The sequence below is a fragment of the Pseudenemella bisphenolivorans genome (genome assembly GCF_051133435.1).
Taxonomy (GTDB): Bacteria; Actinomycetota; Actinomycetes; order Propionibacteriales; family Propionibacteriaceae; genus JAAYAO01.
In genome coordinates, this window is sequence record NZ_JBPGNY010000001.1 from 111,980 (window position 1) to 130,625 (window position 18,646).

Below are 18,646 nucleotides of genomic sequence, written 5' to 3' on the forward strand. Positions count from 1 at the left end.
GATGGCCGGACACGGCGCCCCCGATCTGAAGCTGCGGGCCGAGGGCCTGCGGGTGGCGGTGATCGCCGCCCAATGGCACACCCCGGTGATGGACGGGCTGCTCGACGGTGCGCTGCGCGGCGTCGCCGATGCCGGTGCCGAGGCCACGGTGGTGCGGGTGCCGGGGGCCTTCGAACTGCCAGTGGCCTGCGCCAACCTGGCCCGCACGTTCGATGTGCTGGTGGCCCTGGGGGTGGTGATCCGGGGCGGCACCCCGCACTTCGACTATGTCTGCGCGGCGGCCACCAATGGGATCACGGAGGTGACGGTGCGCACCGGCACCCCGATCGGCTTCGGGGTGCTCACCTGCGACACCGAGGAACAGGCCCTGGACCGGGCCGGACTCCCCGGATCGAGCGAGGACAAGGGCTTGGAGGCGGCGCAGGCCGCGATCGCCACCCACCTGGCCCTGCGCGAGCTCTGATTCGGGAGGGAGTCGGTGTGTTCAGCGAAGACTTCATCAGGTTCTTGGAAAGCAGGGCAGCAAGGAAATTGCTCCCCGAAAGCGTGCTCTTTTACCGAACCAAGTTCAAGGAACTCGGTTTCGATGAAGCAAACAGTGACTTCGTTCGTTTTTGGTCCGAGTACGGTGATGAGTACTACGGGGAAGAAGGCTTCATCTTCGCTTTCATGTATGAGCTCGAAGATATCAACGACAGCCTGACCGCCCACCTGAGAGAAACCCTGAACCTGCCGCGTCACTATTTCCCGTTGTTCAACCTTGAAGCCGAGGATTACCTGTTCTACAACAAGAACGACGACAGTGTCGCCCTGGTGGCGTCAGAGAACATCGACAGCTTCATCGAAAGCGGTCACGCAGATCAAAGATGGTCGTCATTCAAAGACTTCATCCACCATCATTTGGGTTACGAGAACCATTAGTGTTCCTCCGGCATCTGCAGAAGCGCTGATCCACCACACGGGCACCCGGAACACCTGCCGACGCCGCCCGATTCGGTGCGGCGTTGCTCGGCGCGGTTATCCTCGTCCGCATGCTTTCGCGTCGTCAGTTCCTGGGCCTCACCGGCGCCCTTGCGCTGACCGCCTGCGTGGGGCCCGAGCCGTCCGACCCGAAGCGCCGGGAACGCTGCGCCGGCCGCCTGGAGATGACGATGCAAGAAACCGTGGGTGGGGCGCAGTTGGTCTACGAGGACACCGGCGGAGCCCAAGCCTTCCCCTTCGAGGCGGCCTTCCACGGTCAGGTCGAGGCCTGGTTCGACACCTGGCAGGCCAAGACCGGGCTCACCGCCACCACGATCCGCACCTACGGGGCCTGGATCGACGGCGGCAGTGACTGCGGTAGCTCCTGGCACCATGCCGGGCGGGCCTTCGACATCGCCGGCATCAACGACGGCGACCGAGTTCTGGTGTCGTGCCGCGAGGATCGTTGGAAGGGCCTCTCCCCCGCCGAGCAGACCTCCCACCGGCGCCGGTACTGGATGTTGGCGGCCAGTCTGCACCTGCATTTCGCCTATGTGTTGACCCATCTCTACGACCCGGCACACGACAACCACATCCACATCGACAACGGCGTCTCCGGGTCGGGGATGAGCACCTTCGACACCGGCTCCCGGGTGCAGAACCAGGCCGTGCAGGCGATCTGCCGTTATCTGTGGGATGTGCCCTGCAAGATCACCGGTAGCTGGGACCGTCAGACCCGACGGGCCAGCGATGCGGTGCTGGAACGACTCGGTACCCGCAGCCGGTTGACCCGCGGGGAGAACTGGGCGGTCTTCCTGGACGGCAGCATCGCCCGCTGAGGTTCAGCCGGCGTCGGGAAGGAGCACGGCCAGGGCCTCGTCGACGGTGTCGACCAGGTGAATGTGTTCGGCCATGGCCCGCCCCTCGGCGAGCGATTCCAACAATTGCCAGGCGGGCAGTACCTGCGTCCATTGGTCGCGGCCGACCAGCACCAACGGGGCGATCAGCCCGGCGTCGGCGGCGTAGTAGTTGCCGGTCACGGCTTGGAAGATCTCCTGGGTGGTGCCGGCCGCGCCGGGCAGGTAGACGATGCCGCCGCGGGCCCGGTTCAACAAGGTGTCCTCGCGGATCGCGTTGGCGAAGTACTTCGCGATACCGGTCGGGAACACGTTCGGTGGTTCGTGGCCGTAGAACCAGGTCGGAATACCGATCGTGGGCACCGGGTCGGACACCCAGGCCCGCACCCGCAACGCGACCGCCGCCCAGGCCCCGATATCGGGACGGAAGGACGGCACACTCGCCAGTTCGGTCAGGGCCCGATCGAGCAGGTCGGGGTGGTTGGCGAACCAGGCACCCAGGTTGGCGGCCTCCATCGCACCCGGCCCGCCACCGGTCAGTACCGTCTTACCGGCGGCCGACAGGCGCAGGCCGAGGCGTGCCGCATCGGCGTACTGGGCGGTGCCACGTTCCATCGCGTGCCCACCCATCACCCCGACCACGCGCCGGGATTCGAGCTCCCAGTCGTCCAGGGCGTCGGTGATGGCGTGGTCGTGCAGGGCCATCGCCAAGGTGTCGGCCACATTGGTCGGGTGGGTGTGTTCCCGGGTCCAGGCATAGATCTGGGCATCCGGCGAGGCGGCGTAGTCGAGCCCGTCCCCATCGGTGCCGAACAGTTCGTCGGCGTCGTAGAGGGTGCTGCGGTAGGGGTCGAAGGGCAGCCCGTCCAGCCGTGGGAAGATCAACGCCCCGCGGGCCCGCAACGAGGCTTCGGTGGACTCGTCCATCGCGCAGCCGAGGAACACCGCACCGCCGACCTGCACCCGATCCAGGGCGGGCCGCCGCTCGGTCAGATCGACCGACTGGATGAACCACCCGGCCAGCGAGTCGGTGCGCTCGATGTGTGCGTCGAACTCCTCCAGCGACTCGATCTCGACGGTGCGTCGGTTGTGCCGGGTGAAGGGCACGACTCAGATCACCCCGAGCGCGATCACCGCGTCGGCCACCTTGGTGAAGCCGGCGATGTTGGCGCCCAGCACGTAGTTGCCGGGTTCGCCGTACTCCTCGGCAGTTTCCATGCAGGTGGCGTGAATGCCCTCGACGATGTCCTGCAGCCGCTCCTCGGTGTACTCGAAGCTCCACGAGTCGCGCGAGGCGTTCTGCTGCATTTCCAGGGCCGAAGTGGCCACACCGCCGGCGTTGGCGGCCTTGCCGGGCCCGAAGGCGATTCCGGCCTTGTTGAAGATCTCGATCGCGCCGGGGGTGGCGGGCATGTTCGCGCCTTCGACGACGTACTGCAGCCCGTTCTTCACCAACGTTTCGGCGTGCTGGGCGTCGAGTTCGTTCTGGGTGGCGCAGGGGGCGGCCACCTGTACCGGCAGTTCCCAGATCGAGGCGCCCTCGTCGCCCATCCGGGCGTTCGGACGCCGGTCGGCGTACTCGGTGAGCCGGGCCCGCTCGATCAGCTTGACCTGCTTGAGCAGTTCGACGTCGATGCCGTCCTCGTCGTAGACGAAGCCCGAGGAGTCGGAGCAGGCGACCACCTTGGTGCCGTACTGGGCGAACTTCTCGATCGCGTGGATCGCCACATTGCCCGAACCGGACACACTCGCGGTCAATCCGTCCAGCGAGCCACCCCGAGCCTTGGCCATCTCGGCGGCGAAGAACACCGCGCCGTAGCCGGTGGCCTCGGTGCGCACCAGGGATCCACCCCAGGTGAGGCCCTTACCGGTGATCACGCCCGACTCGTAGCGGTTGGTGAGGCGCTTGTATTGGCCGAAGAGGTAACCGATCTCGCGGCCGCCGACGCCGATGTCACCGGCCGGCACGTCGGTGTATTCGCCCAGGTGGCGGTACAGCTCGGTCATGAACGACTGGCAGAACCGCATCACTTCGCCCTCGCTGCGTCCGCGCGGGTCGAAGTCGGCGCCACCCTTGGCGCCACCGATCGGCAGGCCGGTCAGCGAGTTCTTGAAGATCTGCTCGAAGCCGAGGAACTTGACGATGCCCAGGTACACCGAGGGATGGAAACGCAGGCCACCTTTGTAGGGCCCCAGGGCGGAGTTGTACTGCACCCGGAAGCCGCGGTTGATCTGCGGACGGCCGTCGTCGTCGACCCACGGCACCCGGAAGATGATCTGGCGTTCGGGTTCGCAGATCCGCTCCAGCACCGCACCCTCGGTGTAGTGCGGGTTGCGCAGCAGGACGGGTTCGAGGGATTCGAAAACTTCGCGAACGGCCTGGTGGAATTCTGCTTCACCGGGATTGCGGCGCACTACGACGTCGTAGGTCCTCTCCAACTGCTCATCCATGTGCGTCACCTTTCGTACTGTCGTCTCCCGTGGCCGCAAGCTGGCCACAGGCGCCGTCGATATCCCGCCCCCGAGTGTCGCGCACCGTGACGGGCACCCCGCGCGCTTCCAGTCGGCGGACGAACTCAGCTTCGTCCTCCCGACGCGATGCTGTCCATTTGGAACCGGGCGTGGGGTTGAGCGGGATCAGGTTCACATGAACCCAACCCCAACCCCCGCCGCGTTTCAGCACCTGGGCGAGCAGGTCGGCCCGATGAGCCTGATCGTTGATGTCGCGGATCAGGGCATATTCGATGCTCACCCGCCGCTTGGTGGCCCGGAAATACTCCCAGGCCGCGTCGACAGCTTCGGCGACCTTCCAGCGGGTGTTGATCGGGACGATTTCATCGCGCAACTCATCATCGGGGGCATGCAGGCTCACCGCCAAAGTGACCGGCAGCCCTTCGTCGGCGAGTTTGGCGATCGCCGGCACCAACCCGACCGTGGACACGGTGATGCCGCGGGCACTGATGCCCAAGCCGTCCGGTTGTGCGGTGGTCATGGTGCGCACCGCGTCGCGGATCGCCCGGAAGTTCGCCAACGGCTCGCCCATGCCCATGAACACGATGTTCGACACCCGGCCCGGGCCACCGGGGATCTGCCCGGAACTCACCCGCCGGGCCCCGTCGACCACCTGGCTGATGATCTCGGCGGTGGACAGGTTCCGGGTCAGGCCACCCTGGCCGGTGGCGCAAAAGGGGCAGGCCATCCCGCAGCCGGCCTGTGACGAAATACACAGCGTGGTGCGTTCGGCCGACGTCCTGGTTTTCGGGTACCGCATCAGTACCGACTCGACCAGGGCCCCGTCGTGCAACCGCCACAGGGTCTTGGCCGTGGTGCCTCGGTCGGCGGTCTGGGTGCGCACCTCGGTGAGCAGTTGCGGGAAGAAGCGTTCGGCGACCTGGTCCCGCAACGCCTTGGGCAGGTCGGTCCACTCCCGGGGGTCGGTGGAGTAGTGCTCGAAGAAATGCCGGGACAGTTGTTGGGCCCGGAAGGCCGGCAGGCCGGCCTCGACGACGGCCGCGCGGCGTTCCTCGGGGCTCAGATCGGCCCAGTGCTGCGGGGGCTTACCGCGCCGGGGAGCCTGCAGCACCAGCGGTAGTGAAGTCATCAGCTCAACCCCGGAACCAACAGGTACATCAGCAGCCAGGCCGCCGGGGCGGTCAGCAGCAGCGAGTCGAGCCGGTCCATGATGCCGCCGTGGCCGGGCAGGATCGAACTCATGTCCTTGATCCCGACGTCGCGCTTGATCAGCGACTCGACCAGGTCTCCGAAGACCCCGGTGGTGACCAGCACGGCGCCGAGAATCAGGCCGACCCACCAGGGGGCGTCCAGCAGCCAGATGCTGGCGGCGATACCGACCCCGATGCCCAGCAGGAACGAGCCGGCCAGACCCTCCCAGGACTTCTTCGGTGAGATCTTCGGGGCCATCGGGTGTTTGCCGAACAACACGCCCAAGATGTAGCCGCCGGTGTCACCGGCCACCACCACCGCGACATAGGTGGCGATCCGCATCACCCCGTTGTGGTCGGCCAGCATCAGCGGGACGAAGGCCCCCATCAACGGCAGATAGCCGATCAGGAAGAGGCTGGCGGCGGTGTCGCGCACGTAGGCATCGGCCCCGCCGAACATCCGCCACACCATCGCAGCAACCACGGTGATCGCCAGGGCCGACAGCAAGAAGGTGCCCGCCGGCAGGATGCTGTAGGACAGGGTCGCCGCCACATAGGGCCCGACCCCGATCACCACCGTGCCGACCAGCACCGGAACGAGGGCTGCGTTCAGCCCGAGACGACGCAGCGCGGAACTGACCTCGATCACCGCCAGGATCATCAGGGCGGTCATGAAAATGGTGAACCCGAGATGCCAGAACCACAGGGTGGCCACGGCAGTGGCGATCAGCAAAACCCCGACGGTGATCGCCGCCGGTAGATTGCGACCGGCACGCCCGTGATCGGCTTGGGCGATCAGTTCACCGGTATAGGGGTCAGTCATCAGACCTCGAGGAGTTCTTCTTCCTTGCGCTTCAACAGATCATCGATCTGGTCGGTGTACTTCTTGGTGGTCTCCTCCAGGCCCTTCTCGGCCCGCGCCACCTCGTCCTCACCGACTTCCTTGTCCTTGACCATCTTGTCGAGGGTCTCCTTGGCGCTGCGGCGGGCATTGCGGATCGAAATCCGGGCTTCCTCGGCCTTGGACTTGGCGAGCTTGGTGTACTCCTTGCGCCGTTCCTCGGTCAGGGCGGGCAGCACCAGACGGATCGTGTTGCCGTCATTGGACGGGTTGGCGCCCAGATCCGAATCCCGGATCGCCTTCTCGATGCCGTCCATCGCGCCCCGGTCGTAGGGGGAGATCAGCACGGTGCGGGCTTCGGGCACCTGGAAGGAGGCGAGCTGCTGCAGCGGGGTGGGCTGCCCGTAGTAGTCCACCAACAGCTTGTTGAACATGGCCGGATGAGCCCGTCCGGTGCGAATCGCCGCGAATTCCTCCTTGGCGTACTCCACCGCGTCGTTCATCTTGGCTTCGGCCTCGCGAGTGGTCTCGGCGATCACTGCGCCCTCCCCTTCTCAGCCACCGCGCGGGCGGCCTGGTTTGTGAATCTGTAGGTGAATCCTAGCCGTCACGAATGGACGGTCGTACCGATCTGCTCCCCCGCCGCGACCCGGGCGATGTTGCCCTCGACATCAAGGTTGAAGAAGATCATCGGCAGGTTGTTGTCCCGGGCCAGGCTGATCGCGGTGGCATCGGCCACCTTCAGGTCGCGGGTCAGGAACTCGTCGTAGGTCAGGGTTTCGAACTTGTGCGCCCCGGGATTCTTGCGCGGGTCGTCGTCGTAGACCCCGTCGGTGCCCTGTTTGCCCATCAACAGCACCTCGGCGCCGATCTCCAGGGCACGCTGGGCGGCAACGGTGTCGGTGGAGAAGTAGGGCATTCCCGAACCGGCCCCGAAGATCACCACGCGGCCCTTCTCCAGGTGCCGTTCGGCGCGCCGCGGAATGTAGGGCTCGGCGACCTGGCCCATCGTGATCGCGGTCTGGACGCGGGTGTCGAGCCCGGCCTTCTCGCAGTAGTCCTGCAGGGCCAGGCAGTTCATCACGGTACCGAGCATGCCCATGTAGTCGGCCCGGTCGCGCTCCATACCGCGCTGTTGCAGTTCGGCGCCGCGGAAGAAGTTGCCGCCGCCGACCACGATCGCCACCTGTACCCCGGCGCGGACGACCTCGGCGATCTGCCGGGCGATACTGCCGACCACATCGGGGTCGACGCCCACTTTGCCGCCGCCGAATGCCTCACCGGACAGCTTGAGCAGAACTCGCTGATATCGAGGCACGGGCAAACCTTTCGTTGAAACAGTGACGCGGGTGTGACCCGGGAAGCATTCTCCCACGGTCACACCCGCGTCCGGCAAATCACGGATGCCGCTGGCTCAGGCGCCGGCCTCCAGGCGGACGAAGCGGGTCACGGTGATGCCCGCGTCGTCCAGGATCTGGCCGACGGTCTTCCTGTCCTCCGACACCGACGGCTGCTCGACGAGCACGACGTCCTTGTAGAAGCCGTTCACCCGGCCCTCGATGATCTTGGGCAGAGCCTTCTCGGGCTTGCCCTCCTCGCGGGCGGTGGCCTCGGCGATGCGCTCCTCGTTGGCGATCACATCGGCGGGCACCTGCTCGCGGGTGAGGAACTGCGGACGCATCGCGGCGATCTGCATGGCCACGCCGTGCAGGACCGACTCGTCGGCACCCCCGGTGTATTCCAGCAGCACGCCGACCTGGGCGGGCAGGTCGGAGGAGCGGCGGTGCAGGTAGACGTGGGTGTCACCGGTGTAGTGCTCGGCACCGGCCAGTTCCAGCTTCTCGCCGATCTTGGCCGACAGCTGCGACACCGCATCGGCGACGGTCTCGCCGCCGGGCAGGGTCACCGCGTTGGCGGCCTCGACACCGCTGACGCCGGCGGCGTCCACGGCCTGGACGATCTGGTTGGCCAGCGCCTGGAACTCCTCGTTCTTGGCGACGAAGTCGGTCTCGGCGGCCAGCTGCACCAGGGTGGAGCCGGCGTTGGCGACCAAGCCGTTGGAGGCTTCCCGCTCGGCACCGCGCTTGGCGGCCTTGGCCGCCCCGTGCACCCGCAGGTACTCGACCGCGGCTTCGTAGTCACCGTCGGTTTCGGTGAGGGCCTTCTTGGCGTCCATCATTCCGGCGCCGGTGTCCTCACGGAGCTTCTTGACGTCGGCCGCGCTGAAGTTTGCCATCGATGCTCTTCCTTCTCCTGTTGATCAGGCTTGGGGTGGGGTGGGTCAGGCGGTGGGGTTGTCGGTGGCCTCGGCCTCGGTGGCCTCGGCAGCCGGAGCTTCCTCAGCGGCCGGAGCTTCCGCGGTGGCCTCCGCGGCTTCGGCTTCGACGGCCTCGGCAACCGGCTCGGTCACGGCCGCAGCGGTCTGCGGGGTGGCCTCGGTGGCCTTCGGCTCCTCGGCGGGGGTCTCGGCCTTGGGCTGCTCGGCGGGGGCCTCGGCCTTGGGCTGCTCGGTCTGCTCGGCAGCGCCCAGCAGTTCGCGCTCCCACTCGGCCATCGGCTCGGCCTCGGCTTCGGCACCGGTGTTGACCCCGGAGCGGGCCATCAGGCCGTCGGCGACCGCGTCGGCGATCACGCGGGTCAACAGGGCCACCGAACGAATCGCGTCGTCATTGCCCGGGATCGCGTAGTCGACCTCGTCGGGGTCGCAGTTGGTGTCCAGGATGCCGATGATCGGGATCCGCAGCTTGCGGGCCTCATCGACGGCCAGATGCTCCTTCTTGGTGTCGACCACCCAGACCGCCTGCGGGGTCTTGGCCATGTCGCGCAGACCGCCCAGGGTCTTCTCCAGCTTTTCCTTCTCGCGGCGCAGGCCCAGCAATTCCTTCTTGGTCAAGCCCGACTCGGCGACGTTGTCGAAATCCATCGCCTCCAGCTCCTTGAGCCGGTGGATCCGCTTGATCACGGTGTGGAAGTTGGTCAGCATGCCGCCCAGCCAGCGCTGGTTCACGTACGGCATTCCGACGCGGGTGGCCTGCTCGGCGATCGCTTCCTGGGCCTGCTTCTTGGTGCCGACGAACAGCACCGAACCGCCCTTGGCGACGGTGTCCTTGATGAAGGCGTAGGCGCGGTCGATGTAGGTCAGCGACTGCTGCAGGTCGATGATGTAGATGCCGTTGCGCTCGGTGAAGATGAAGCGCTTCATCTTCGGGTTCCACCGGCGGGTCTGGTGTCCGAAGTGGACACCGTTCTCCAACAACTGGCGCGTAGTGACGACGGCCATGGTCGTTCCTCCTCTTGGCACGCCGATGCGTGCCGCACGGTTGTTCCGGTATCGGGTTCGATACCGCCTGATGCAGTACCGGGCTCGACCCTTGCGGGACCGCCGAGACCGTCCACCTTCGGTGGCATGACTGCATGCGAAGTCGATCCGGTTGCCCGAATCGCCGGGGTAAGTGTATGCCGATCGGGCCGATCGGCGCCAACCGATGACACGCCCGGCCCGAGGCGGTACGACGGGCCCGCCGAACCGCCCGTCCCCGATGGCCATCTGCAACCGCAACTCGTTCCTGCGGCGCGTAGTTGGTGACGCAGGAACGAGTGCGGGTTGCAGGTGCGAAACCAGCGGTTGTCCACAACCGCCCACGGGGTCGAAGCATTCTCCACAATCTCGTCCGGCCGAGGGAAGTTCGCGCTCCGAGTGCCCACCGTGTCGGATATGAACCGTCTTCGTCTGCCCGGCTTTCGGCTCCTCGGCGCGATCGCCCTGACCCTGTTCCTGGTGGTGGTGTTCCGGGACCCCGCCCACGCCTCCCCGACCATCGTCCGCCCGGTGCCGGGGCCGGTGGTGCGCGCCTTCGACCCGCCGGAACACGACTGGCTGCCGGGCCATCGTGGGGTGGATCTGTCCGGGGTCCCGGGTGAGCCGGTGGTGGCGGCGATGTCGGGGCGCATCGTCTTCGCCGGTGACGTCGCCGGACAGCCGGTGGTGTCGATCGACCACCCCGACGGCCGGCGCACCACCTATCAACCGGTGCGGGCCGGGGTGCGTACCGGGCAGCAGGTGCGGGCCGGTGACCCGATCGGCACCCTGCTGGCCGGGCACTGCGACACCGCCGCGGCCTGTTTGCACCTGGGACTGAAACGGGGTGAGGAATACCTGGACCCGCACCTGATTCTGGACGCGGCCTCCCTGCCGAGGCCGGTGATCAAGCTGTTGCCCGCGTCGGCACCACAACGGATTGCCGAGCGGGCCGCGACTCGCGACCCGGTTGCCGCGACGGTGGGAGCACCGGGCGGCACGGGATCTTCCGGCGCGGTGGGGTCGGCGGGTTCGACCCGGCCCGCCGACGGCCCGATCACTTCACCGTTCGGGATGCGGGTGCATCCGGTGACCGGGGTCTACAAGCTGCACGACGGGTTGGACATCGGCTCCGGCTGTGGGTCGCCGATCCGGGCGGTGTTGCCGGGCACGGTGGTGCAATCGGTCTTCCACGTCGCCTACGGCTGGTGGTTGATCATCGACCACGGTGGTGGGCTGCGCACCGGCTACAGCCATGCCGAGAGTTGGAGTGCTCGGGTGGGTGATCAGGTGGTGGCGGGCCAGCAGATCGGACGGATCGGAACGACCGGCTACTCCACCGGCTGCCATCTACATTTCATGGCCTGGCGGGGCGGTCGAATCGTCAACCCACATCCGCTGCTGCCCTGAACCAACTCGTGCGGCATCAGGCGCGGGGGTGGGCCTGTTGGAAGGCTGCGCGCAACCGGGCGTCGCTGACATGGGTATAGAGCTGGGTGGTGGCCAGCGAGTTGTGGCCCAACATCTCCTGCACCGAGCGCAGATCCGCTCCGCCCTCGAGCAGGTGGGTGGCCATCGCGTGCCGCAATCCGTGCGGCCCCATCTCCGGTGCCCCCGGAACGGCCTCCAGGGCGCGGTACACGATCCGGCGGGCCACCCTCGGGTCCAGCCGGGCCCCACGAGCGCCCAACAACAAGGCGTTGGTGGTCGGCGCCCCCGCGGCCACCCGGCCGCGGACCGCGAGCCAGTCGTCCACCGCGCGCAGGGCCGGTACTCCCAGTGGCACGACCCGCTCCTTGTTGCCCTTGCCCACCACCCGTACGGTGCGGCGCTGGGCATCGATGCTGTCGAGATTCAGGGCACACAACTCCCCCACCCGAATCCCGGCGCCGTAGAGCAGTTCCAGTACCGCCACATCGCGGCGTCCCATCGGCCCTTCATCATCCGCAGCCGCGGCCACGGCGGCGGCGAACAGTTCATCTGTCTCGGCCCGGGTGAGGGTGCGCGGCAGGTGTTGGGCCGCTTTGGGTGAGCGCAGCGCCCGGGACGGGTCGCCGCTGATCAGACCACTGCGTTGGGCCCAGCCGAAGAATCCCCGCACCGCCGAGGTGCGGCGGGCCATCGTGGTGCGGGCCGCGCCACGGCGGCGCAGATCGGCCAGCCAGGCCCGCAGGTCGGTCAGGGTCACCTGCTCGGGCATGGTGGCCGGCGCGCCGGCTTCGCTGTCGTCGACCTCGGCCCCCAGGAACACGGCCAGATCGATCAGGTCCTGCCGGTAGGCGCGCACTGTGTTCGTCGACACGTTCCGTTCCCGGTCGAGATGCCGCAACCAGCCGTCCATCGGCTCGGCCCAGCACGGGTCGAGGCGGGGTTCGGCATGGTCCGGCATGAGTCCACTGTGCCCGGTCGGGGCGCCTCCTGACGCGCACGACGCGGCCCGAATCTGGTATTGATGTGCCCATGCCGACACCAACGACCCCCGATAGTGCCGATATGTGGATCCTCGTGGGTGGCTACACCGCCGAGGTCCAGGGCGAGGCCGAGGGCATTCACGTCCTGCGCTGGCAGGGGTCGACCGAGGACCGAGCGAATCTGGTCGCCTATCCGTCGGTGCCGCTGATCTCGCCGTCCTATCTGTTGCAGCATCCGACCCGCCCAATCGTGTACGCGATCTCCGAGGCCCCCGAGTCCCAGGTGCACACCCTGGAGTTGACCGATGAGGGGCTGCGGCTGGTCGCCAGCGTGCCGACCGGTGGCGTCGGAGCCTGCCATCTGGGCTTCGACGAGACCAACGGGTGGGTGCTGGTGGCGCATTACTCCGAGGGTGCGGTGAGCAGCCACCGGGTGCTCTCCGACGGCACCCTCTCCCCTGCCCAGGCCCTGCACCCGTTCACCGGCTCGGGCCCGGACCAGGCCCGCCAGGAACAGTCGCATGCCCACCAGATCGTGCCCTCCGAGGGTCGGATCAAGGTGCCCGACCTGGGTGCCGATGTGGTGCACCGGGTGCGGCTGGACGTCGAAGGTCGGCTCACCCGTTCCAACGAACCGATCCGGCTGCCGGCCGGATCCGGCCCGCGGCATCTGGTGATCACCCGCGACCATCTCGTGATCGCCTGTGAACTGAGCGGCGACCTGTGGCTGGCCCGCCGCAACGGTGAGGGCTGGGATCTGGTGCATCAGGTGGCGGCCTCGGCCTCCGACGAGCGGGTGCACCCCTCCGCCCTGCGGATCGACGGCGATCAGGTGTTCGTCGCCAACCGCGGCTCGGACACCTTCGCGGTGTTCAGCCTGGACCGGCAGGCGAACACCTTGACCCGACGGGCCGAAGTGGCCACCGGTGGGGAATGGCCGCGCGACCTGGTGCTCACCGAGGACGAGGTGTGGATCGCCAACCAGGCCAGTAACAACGTCTCGGTGTTCCGGCGGGTGCCGGCCCGGGAGTCGAGCTCGGCCGAGTGGGTGCTGGATATCGAATTGCCCGTACCCAGCCCCGCCTGCATCCTGCTGGTGCACGGCCGGAAGTGAGGGAGAAGATGGATCAGAGCCTGCTCGAGGGTGGCAAGGTGCTGCGGATCACCCGCTGGGGCGAATCGGTGATGCACACCCCCACCGAGCCGATCACCGAGTTCGACGACGAGTTGCGTGAACTGATCCGCGACATGTTCGCCACGATGTATGCCGCCGACGGGGTCGGACTGGCCGCCACCCAGGTCGGTGTGTCCAAGGCCGTGTTCATCTACGACTGCCCCGACGAGGACAACGTCCGCCAACGCGGGGTCTTCTGCAACCCGAAGGTGACCCTGCCCGAGGGACGCGACCGCAACCTGGAAGGCGCCGAGGAGGGCTGCCTGTCGTTGCCGGGCGGATTCCAGAACCTGCACCGTCCCGACCGGGCCACCTGCACCGGCCAGGACGAGACCGGCGCCCCGATCGAGGTCGTCGGCACCGGCTTGCTGGCCCGTTGCCTGCAGCACGAAACCGATCACCTCAACGGCATCGTCTTCGGTGACCGGCTCGCCGCCCGCGGCCGCAAGAAGCTGTACCAGCAGCACGAATCGCTGGCCCACCGCTACCCCGACGACTGGCCGGTGACCCCGAAGACCGCCTCCGCGGTCACCGATCAGGCCGAGGACGAGCCGAGCGCGTAACAGGCGATCGCCGCGGCGGCGGCGACGTTCAGCGAGTCGATGCCGGCCGACATCGGAATCTTGGCCACCACATCGGCCGACCCGACCCAATGGTCGGACAACCCGTCACCCTCGGTGCCGAGCATCAGGGCGACCTTGTCGCCGGCCCCAACCTTCAGATCCGGCAGATCGACCGCATCGTCGCGCAACGCCAGCGCCACGGTGCGAAAGCCCGCCTCCCGCAGGAGTTCAGGGGCGGCGTGCCAATCGTCCAGTCGTGCCCAGGGCAGGCTGAACACCGCTCCCATCGAGACCTTGATCGCGCGCCGGTACAGCGGATCGGCGGCCCGAGGGGCGAGCAGTACCCCGTCCCAACCCAGGCCGGCCGCCCCGCGCAGGATCGCGCCGACGTTGGTGTGGTCGACGATGTCCTCACAGACCACCACCCGGGGCAGGGCAAGAATGTCGGCCACACTGTGCCGCAGGTGCCGGTGCAGCGACGCCAGGGCGCCGCGGTGCACATGGAAACCGGTGACCTGCTCGGCGACTGCCTCGGACACCACATAGACCGGGACGTCCGGGTGCTCGTCCAGCAGGTCGGCCAGCTCGCCCAGCCAACGCGGTGCGAGCAGGAAGGATCGCGGCCGATACCCGGCCGCCACGGCCCGTCGGATCACCTTGGTGCCCTCGGCGATGAACAGTCCGTGTTCGGTCTCCAGCCGGCGTCGCAGCGATGATTCGCGCAGCCGGACGTAGTCGGCGAGTCGGTCGTCGGCCGGGTCGGTGATCTCGATCCGGTTCACAAGTGCGGCGAGTTACCGGGGGCGTCGACGGGTGGGTAGGCCAGCGAGGTGTCGCGGGCGTAGATGATCAGCGCAGTGGTCACCACCACCGCGGCGATCACCTGCAGCGGCCAGAGCGTGGGCAGCACCCAGGCCACCATCGCGGCACAGATCGCGCCCACCATGCCCCAGCCGATCACCCGCCGAGAGGGGGTGATCACCTCGGCGATCAGGCAGCACAGTCCGGCGGCCACCCACAGCGTCCAGGGGTTGGCGCCCAACCAGTCGGAGAGGTGAACGTCCATCAGCGGGCCCGGGCCGACCACCGGCCATCGGCCTGGCTGATCTGCAGCGACAGGTCGAAGGTGTGGCTCATGTTCTCTTCGGTCAAGGTGTCGGCGATCGGGCCGGCCGCAACCACCTTGCCCTGCTTCAGCAGCAGCGCGTGGGTGATGCCCGGCGGGATCTCCTCGACATGGTGGGTGACCAGCACGCTCGCCGGAGCGTAGGGGTCGGCGTACAGATCGGCCAGGGAGGCGATCAGGGATTCCCGCCCGGCCAGGTCGAGCCCGGCGCCGGGTTCGTCGAGCAGCAACAGTTCCGGATCGGTCATCAGGGCCCGGGCGATCTGCACCCGCTTGCGCTCCCCCTCACTGAGGGTGCCGAAAGTGCGATCGGCGAGGTGTTCGACCCGGAACCGCTCCAACAGGTACGCCGCCTGCTGGTAGTCCATCTCGTCGTACTCCTCACGCCACCGGCCCAAAACGCCGTAGGCGGCCGACACCACCACATCGGCGACCCGCTCCCCGCGGGGGATCCGTTCGGCCACCGCGGCCGAGCTCATCCCGATCCGGGGGCGCAGTTCGAACACGTCCACGGTGCCCAGTACCTCACCGAGCAGCCCGACCACCCCGATGGTGGGGTGCATCTGGGCGGCCAGGATCTGCAGCAAGGTGGTCTTGCCGGCGCCGTTGGGCCCGATCACCACCCACCGGTCACCCTCTTCGACCGACCAGTCGATGCCGTCCAGCAGCACCGCCTCGCCGCGGCGGATGGTGACTTCGGCCAGGTCGACAACTGTGGTCACGGGCTGCTCTCCTCGTTTTCTTTCAGGCGCCGGTTGCGTGCAGGCCACCGTCGACGTGCACCATCTCGCCGGTAGTGGCGGGGAAGAAGTCGCTCAGCAGGGCGACGACGGCCTTGGCGGTGGGTACCGGGTCCTTCGGATCCCACCCGAGCGGGGCCCGATCGCCCCACACGTCGTTGAAGGTTTCGGCGCCCGGAATAGCCTTCTTGGCCAAGGTGTCGATCGGCCCGGCGGCGACAATATTGCAGCGCACCTGCTCCGGACCCAGGTAGCGGGCGAGGTAGCGGCTACTCGATTCCAGCGCCGCCTTGGCCACCCCCATCCAGTCGTAGGTCGGCCACGACACCCGCGCGTCGAAGGTCATCCCGACCACCGAGGCCGGCTTGGCCAGCAGGTCCTTGCAGGCCATCGTCAGCGACACCAGCGAGTAGGCCGATACCTGCACCGCCTGGGAGACGTCCGACCACGGGGTGGTCAGGAAGCCTCCGCCGAGGGCGGTTTCGGGGTTGGCGTAGGCGATCGAGTGGACGATCCCGTCCAGCTTCTCCACCCCGGCCTCGCGCAGGACCTCGGGCAGCCGGGCCAGGTGCTCCTCGTCGGTGACGTCGAGTTCGATCAGTTCCGGCACCGGGTCGAGTTTCTGAATCACCCGCTTGGTCAGGCTCATCGCCCGGCCGAAGTTCGACACCACCACCTTCGCCCCCTCGGCGGCGGCCAGTTCGGCCACCGCGTAGGCGATCGAGGTGTTCATCGTGACCCCGGCGACGAAGATCGTCTTGCCGTCCAGAATGCCCATGATTTCTCCCGTTCCCTCGCTCAGTGACCCATGCCCAGGCCACCGTCGACCGGCAGCACCGCCCCGTTGATGTAGGACGCACCCTCCGAGGCCAGGAAGGCCACCGCGGCGGCGACGTCCTCGCTGGCCCCCATCCGGCCGGCCGGAATCAGGGTGGCGTAGCGTTCCACGGTTTCGGCGGGCAGTTCGGCGGTCATATCGGTTTCGATGAATCCCGGGGCGATCACATTACTGGTGACCCCTCGCCCGCCGAGTTCGCGGGCCAGCGAACGGGCCAGGCCGACCAGCCCCGACTTGGCGGCGGCGTAGTTCGCCTGCCCGGCCGAGCCGTACATGCCGACCACCGAGGAGATGAAGATCAGGCGACCCCAGCGGGCCCGCACCAGGCCCCGGGAGGCCCGCTTGGCGACCCGGTACGACCCGCCGAGGTTGGCGTCGATCACCGACTGCCAGTCGTCCTCACTGAGGCGCATCAGCAGGGTGTCGCGGTTCATGCCGGCGTTGGCGACCACGATCTCGACCGGGCCGAGCTCGGCCTCGACCTTGGCGAAAGCCGCGTCGACGTCCTCGACGCTGGTCACATCGCATTGCACACCCAGCACACCTTCGGGGACGTCCCCACTGCGGTAGGTGCCCGCCACCCGGTGCCCATCGGCCAACAGCCGGGTGGCGATCACCCGGCCGATGCCCTTGCTCGCACCGGTGACCAGGGCCACCCGTCCGGTCTTGTCGTCGGTCTTCATCTCGGAGCTCACAGTCTGTGAGGCTACCGCACCCAGTACATGGTTTCGCGGCGTATCGTGGCCCCATGGCCAAGGCGATCCAGCGACCCACGAGCACCGTGATCACCGGTGCCCGTGCGCCCCGCTCGGAGGATCTGGCCCGCCGTCAACGCAACTACCTGGTGTTGATGGCGTTCCGGGTGGCCTGCATCGTGGGCATGGTCTTCGTGCCGGGCATCTGGCGGTGGGTGCTGCTGCTGGGCGCGGCCGTGCTGCCCGCTCTGGCGGTGCTGATCGCCAACAACGTGGACATCCGCACCCCCGCGCCGGTGCCGGACGAGCCGCAGTACAAGGCCATTCCGGCGCAGCATTCCGACCACGTGGTGCCCGGCGAGGTCATCGACGACGACTGAACCGGGTCTCAGCCACCGATGGCCGACATCGGCCGGTCGGGTTGCAGGAAGGTCGGGTCGTCGATCCCGTGCCCGGGACGTTTGGTGAGCATCGCGGCCACCCACTGATCCGCCAACTGTTCATCGGTGGCGCCACCACGCAGTGCGGCGCGCAGATCCGATTCCTCCCTGGCGAACAGGCAATTGCGAATCTGTCCGTCGGCGGTCAACCGGACCCGGTCGCAATCCCCGCAGAAGGGACGGGTGACCGAGGCGATGATGCCGACCGGATGACCGTGTACCCGGTACAGCTCGGCCGGGGCACTCCCCCGCCGGGCGGCGTCCTCCGGGTCCGCGACCAGCGGATGCACCGCCGCGACCCGATCGCGGATCTCCTCGGCGGTCACCATCTGCTCACGCGACCAACCCTTCTGCGGGTCGAGCGGCATCTGTTCGATGAACCGCAGTTGCACCCCGGTGTCGAGGGCCCAGGACACCAGGTCTGCGGCCTCGTGGTCGTTCACCCCGCGGATCAGTACCGAGTTGACCTTGACCGGGGCCAGGCCGGCGGCCAGGGCCGCGTCGATACCGGCCAGCACATCGTCGAGCCGGCGACGTCGGGTGAGGGAGGTGAAGGTGTCGGGGTCCAAGGTGTCCAGGGACACGTTGATCCGGTTCAGCCCGGCCTCGGCCAGAGCTGCGGCGCGGGTGGCCAGGCCGATCCCGTTGGTGGTCATCGCGACCTGCGGACGGGGATCGAGGGCGGCGATCCGTCCGATCAGGTCGGGCAGGTCGGGACGCAGCAACGGTTCGCCGCCGGTCAGCCGGATGGTGCGGATGCCCAGATCGCGCACCCCGACCCGCAACAACCGCAGCAGTTCGTCGTTGCTCAGCACCTCGTCATGCGGCATCCAGGGCAACCCTTCGGCCGGCATGCAGTAGGAACAGCGCAGGTTGCACCGGTCGGTCAGCGAGACCCGCAGGTCGGTGGCGACCCGCCCGTGCCGGTCGGCGAGCACACGACGAGGCGACATCACATCGGGGTGTGCTGTGACGTCGGCTGGGTTCCGGCTCTGTTGCATTCGACCGAGTGTAGGTGGCCCGAACCAGTAACTATCGATC

The 18,646-nt window shown here is 67.8% G+C and carries 22 protein-coding genes; 7 read left to right on the forward strand and 15 right to left on the reverse strand.

Annotated features, from left to right (window positions below):
• Nucleotide 1: 1 nt before the first annotated feature.
• The 3 genes from ribH to ACR4XW_RS00535 all read left to right on the forward strand — a co-directional run bounded on the left by ribH (nucleotide 2) and on the right by ACR4XW_RS00535 (nucleotide 1,799).
• A complete protein-coding gene (gene ribH, locus ACR4XW_RS00525; RefSeq protein WP_434758555.1) occupies nucleotides 2–463 on the forward strand; it encodes a 6,7-dimethyl-8-ribityllumazine synthase in 462 nt (153 codons plus the stop codon).
• 17 nt (nucleotides 464–480) lie between these two features.
• On the forward strand, nucleotides 481–921 hold the full coding sequence (locus ACR4XW_RS00530; protein ID WP_434758556.1) for a hypothetical protein: 441 nt from the start codon (nucleotides 481–483) through the stop codon (nucleotides 919–921).
• Between the two features lie 110 nt (nucleotides 922–1,031).
• Nucleotides 1,032–1,799: a hypothetical protein gene (locus tag ACR4XW_RS00535; protein WP_434758557.1), complete on the forward strand. Its 768-nt coding sequence runs from the start codon at nucleotides 1,032–1,034 to the stop codon at nucleotides 1,797–1,799.
• A 3-nt stretch (nucleotides 1,800–1,802) separates the two neighbouring features.
• Here the strand turns inward: ACR4XW_RS00535 and ACR4XW_RS00540 are convergent, their stop codons facing one another.
• The 8 genes from ACR4XW_RS00540 to rpsB all read right to left on the reverse strand — a co-directional run bounded on the left by ACR4XW_RS00540 (nucleotide 1,803) and on the right by rpsB (nucleotide 9,600).
• Nucleotides 1,803–2,924, reverse strand: coding sequence for an LOG family protein (locus tag ACR4XW_RS00540; protein ID WP_434758558.1), 1,122 nt, complete (start codon nucleotides 2,922–2,924; stop codon nucleotides 1,803–1,805).
• Between the two features lie 3 nt (nucleotides 2,925–2,927).
• Nucleotides 2,928–4,268: an NADP-specific glutamate dehydrogenase gene (gene gdhA / locus ACR4XW_RS00545; protein ID WP_434758559.1), complete on the reverse strand. Its 1,341-nt coding sequence runs from the start codon at nucleotides 4,266–4,268 to the stop codon at nucleotides 2,928–2,930.
• Nucleotides 4,261–5,418 carry a dual-specificity RNA methyltransferase RlmN gene (rlmN, locus tag ACR4XW_RS00550; protein ID WP_434758560.1) on the reverse strand — a complete coding sequence of 386 codons (1,158 nt, stop codon included), beginning with the start codon at nucleotides 5,416–5,418 and terminating at the stop codon, nucleotides 4,261–4,263. Before rlmN ends, gdhA begins: the two co-directional genes overlap by 8 nt.
• Nucleotides 5,418–6,302: a phosphatidate cytidylyltransferase gene (locus ACR4XW_RS00555; protein ID WP_434758561.1), complete on the reverse strand. Its 885-nt coding sequence runs from the start codon at nucleotides 6,300–6,302 to the stop codon at nucleotides 5,418–5,420. Before ACR4XW_RS00555 ends, rlmN begins: the two co-directional genes overlap by 1 nt.
• Nucleotides 6,302–6,823 (reverse strand): ribosome recycling factor, encoded by a 522-nt coding sequence (gene frr / locus ACR4XW_RS00560; RefSeq protein ID WP_434759381.1) that lies wholly within the window; start codon nucleotides 6,821–6,823, stop codon nucleotides 6,302–6,304. Before frr ends, ACR4XW_RS00555 begins: the two co-directional genes overlap by 1 nt.
• 104 nt (nucleotides 6,824–6,927) lie before the next feature.
• On the reverse strand, nucleotides 6,928–7,644 hold the full coding sequence (gene pyrH, locus ACR4XW_RS00565) for a UMP kinase (RefSeq protein ID WP_434758562.1): 717 nt from the start codon (nucleotides 7,642–7,644) through the stop codon (nucleotides 6,928–6,930).
• A 90-nt stretch (nucleotides 7,645–7,734) separates the two neighbouring features.
• Entirely contained in the window at nucleotides 7,735–8,556 is an 822-nt protein-coding gene (gene tsf / locus ACR4XW_RS00570) for a translation elongation factor Ts (protein ID WP_434758563.1), read from the reverse strand.
• A gap of 45 nt (nucleotides 8,557–8,601) precedes the next feature.
• Nucleotides 8,602–9,600: a 30S ribosomal protein S2 gene (rpsB, locus tag ACR4XW_RS00575; protein WP_434758564.1), complete on the reverse strand. Its 999-nt coding sequence runs from the start codon at nucleotides 9,598–9,600 to the stop codon at nucleotides 8,602–8,604.
• Nucleotides 9,601–10,035: 435 nt separating this feature from the next.
• On the opposite strand from rpsB, the gene ACR4XW_RS00580 reads away from it, so the two are divergent.
• A complete protein-coding gene (locus tag ACR4XW_RS00580; protein WP_434758565.1) occupies nucleotides 10,036–11,028 on the forward strand; it encodes a peptidoglycan DD-metalloendopeptidase family protein in 993 nt (330 codons plus the stop codon).
• A 16-nt stretch (nucleotides 11,029–11,044) separates the two neighbouring features.
• On the opposite strand, the gene ACR4XW_RS00585 is transcribed toward ACR4XW_RS00580, so the two are convergent.
• Nucleotides 11,045–12,007 (reverse strand): tyrosine recombinase XerC, encoded by a 963-nt coding sequence (locus ACR4XW_RS00585; protein WP_434758566.1) that lies wholly within the window; start codon nucleotides 12,005–12,007, stop codon nucleotides 11,045–11,047.
• A 104-nt stretch (nucleotides 12,008–12,111) separates the two neighbouring features.
• On the opposite strand from ACR4XW_RS00585, the gene ACR4XW_RS00590 reads away from it, so the two are divergent.
• On the forward strand, nucleotides 12,112–13,143 hold the full coding sequence (locus ACR4XW_RS00590; RefSeq protein WP_434758567.1) for a lactonase family protein: 1,032 nt from the start codon (nucleotides 12,112–12,114) through the stop codon (nucleotides 13,141–13,143).
• Nucleotides 13,144–13,151: 8 nt separating this feature from the next.
• Nucleotides 13,152–13,766, forward strand: a complete 615-nt coding sequence (def, locus tag ACR4XW_RS00595; protein WP_434758568.1) for a peptide deformylase — start codon at nucleotides 13,152–13,154, stop codon at nucleotides 13,764–13,766.
• Here def and ACR4XW_RS00600 read toward each other — a convergent pair.
• From ACR4XW_RS00600 to fabG, 5 genes are read right to left on the reverse strand one after another with little or no spacing between them, the layout of a single operon-like run.
• Nucleotides 13,739–14,548: a TrmH family RNA methyltransferase gene (locus tag ACR4XW_RS00600; protein ID WP_434758569.1), complete on the reverse strand. Its 810-nt coding sequence runs from the start codon at nucleotides 14,546–14,548 to the stop codon at nucleotides 13,739–13,741. The genes def and ACR4XW_RS00600 overlap by 28 nt on opposite strands.
• Nucleotides 14,545–14,832, reverse strand: coding sequence for an NfeD family protein (locus ACR4XW_RS00605; protein WP_434758570.1), 288 nt, complete (start codon nucleotides 14,830–14,832; stop codon nucleotides 14,545–14,547). The genes ACR4XW_RS00600 and ACR4XW_RS00605 overlap by 4 nt, the downstream gene beginning before the upstream one ends.
• Nucleotides 14,832–15,614: an ABC transporter ATP-binding protein gene (locus ACR4XW_RS00610; protein WP_434758571.1), complete on the reverse strand. Its 783-nt coding sequence runs from the start codon at nucleotides 15,612–15,614 to the stop codon at nucleotides 14,832–14,834. The genes ACR4XW_RS00605 and ACR4XW_RS00610 overlap by 1 nt, the downstream gene beginning before the upstream one ends.
• A gap of 22 nt (nucleotides 15,615–15,636) precedes the next feature.
• Nucleotides 15,637–16,410 (reverse strand): enoyl-ACP reductase FabI, encoded by a 774-nt coding sequence (gene fabI / locus ACR4XW_RS00615; protein WP_434758572.1) that lies wholly within the window; start codon nucleotides 16,408–16,410, stop codon nucleotides 15,637–15,639.
• Between the two features lie 20 nt (nucleotides 16,411–16,430).
• Entirely contained in the window at nucleotides 16,431–17,153 is a 723-nt protein-coding gene (gene fabG / locus ACR4XW_RS00620; protein ID WP_434759382.1) for a 3-oxoacyl-ACP reductase FabG, read from the reverse strand.
• 65 nt (nucleotides 17,154–17,218) lie between these two features.
• Here fabG and ACR4XW_RS00625 point away from each other — a divergent pair, with 65 nt between their 5' ends.
• Nucleotides 17,219–17,545 carry a DUF3099 domain-containing protein gene (locus tag ACR4XW_RS00625; protein WP_434758573.1) on the forward strand — a complete coding sequence of 109 codons (327 nt, stop codon included), beginning with the start codon at nucleotides 17,219–17,221 and terminating at the stop codon, nucleotides 17,543–17,545.
• An 8-nt stretch (nucleotides 17,546–17,553) separates the two neighbouring features.
• On the opposite strand, the gene moaA is transcribed toward ACR4XW_RS00625, so the two are convergent.
• Entirely contained in the window at nucleotides 17,554–18,558 is a 1,005-nt protein-coding gene (gene moaA / locus ACR4XW_RS00630) for a GTP 3',8-cyclase MoaA (protein ID WP_434758574.1), read from the reverse strand.
• Nucleotides 18,559–18,646 lie beyond the last annotated feature (88 nt).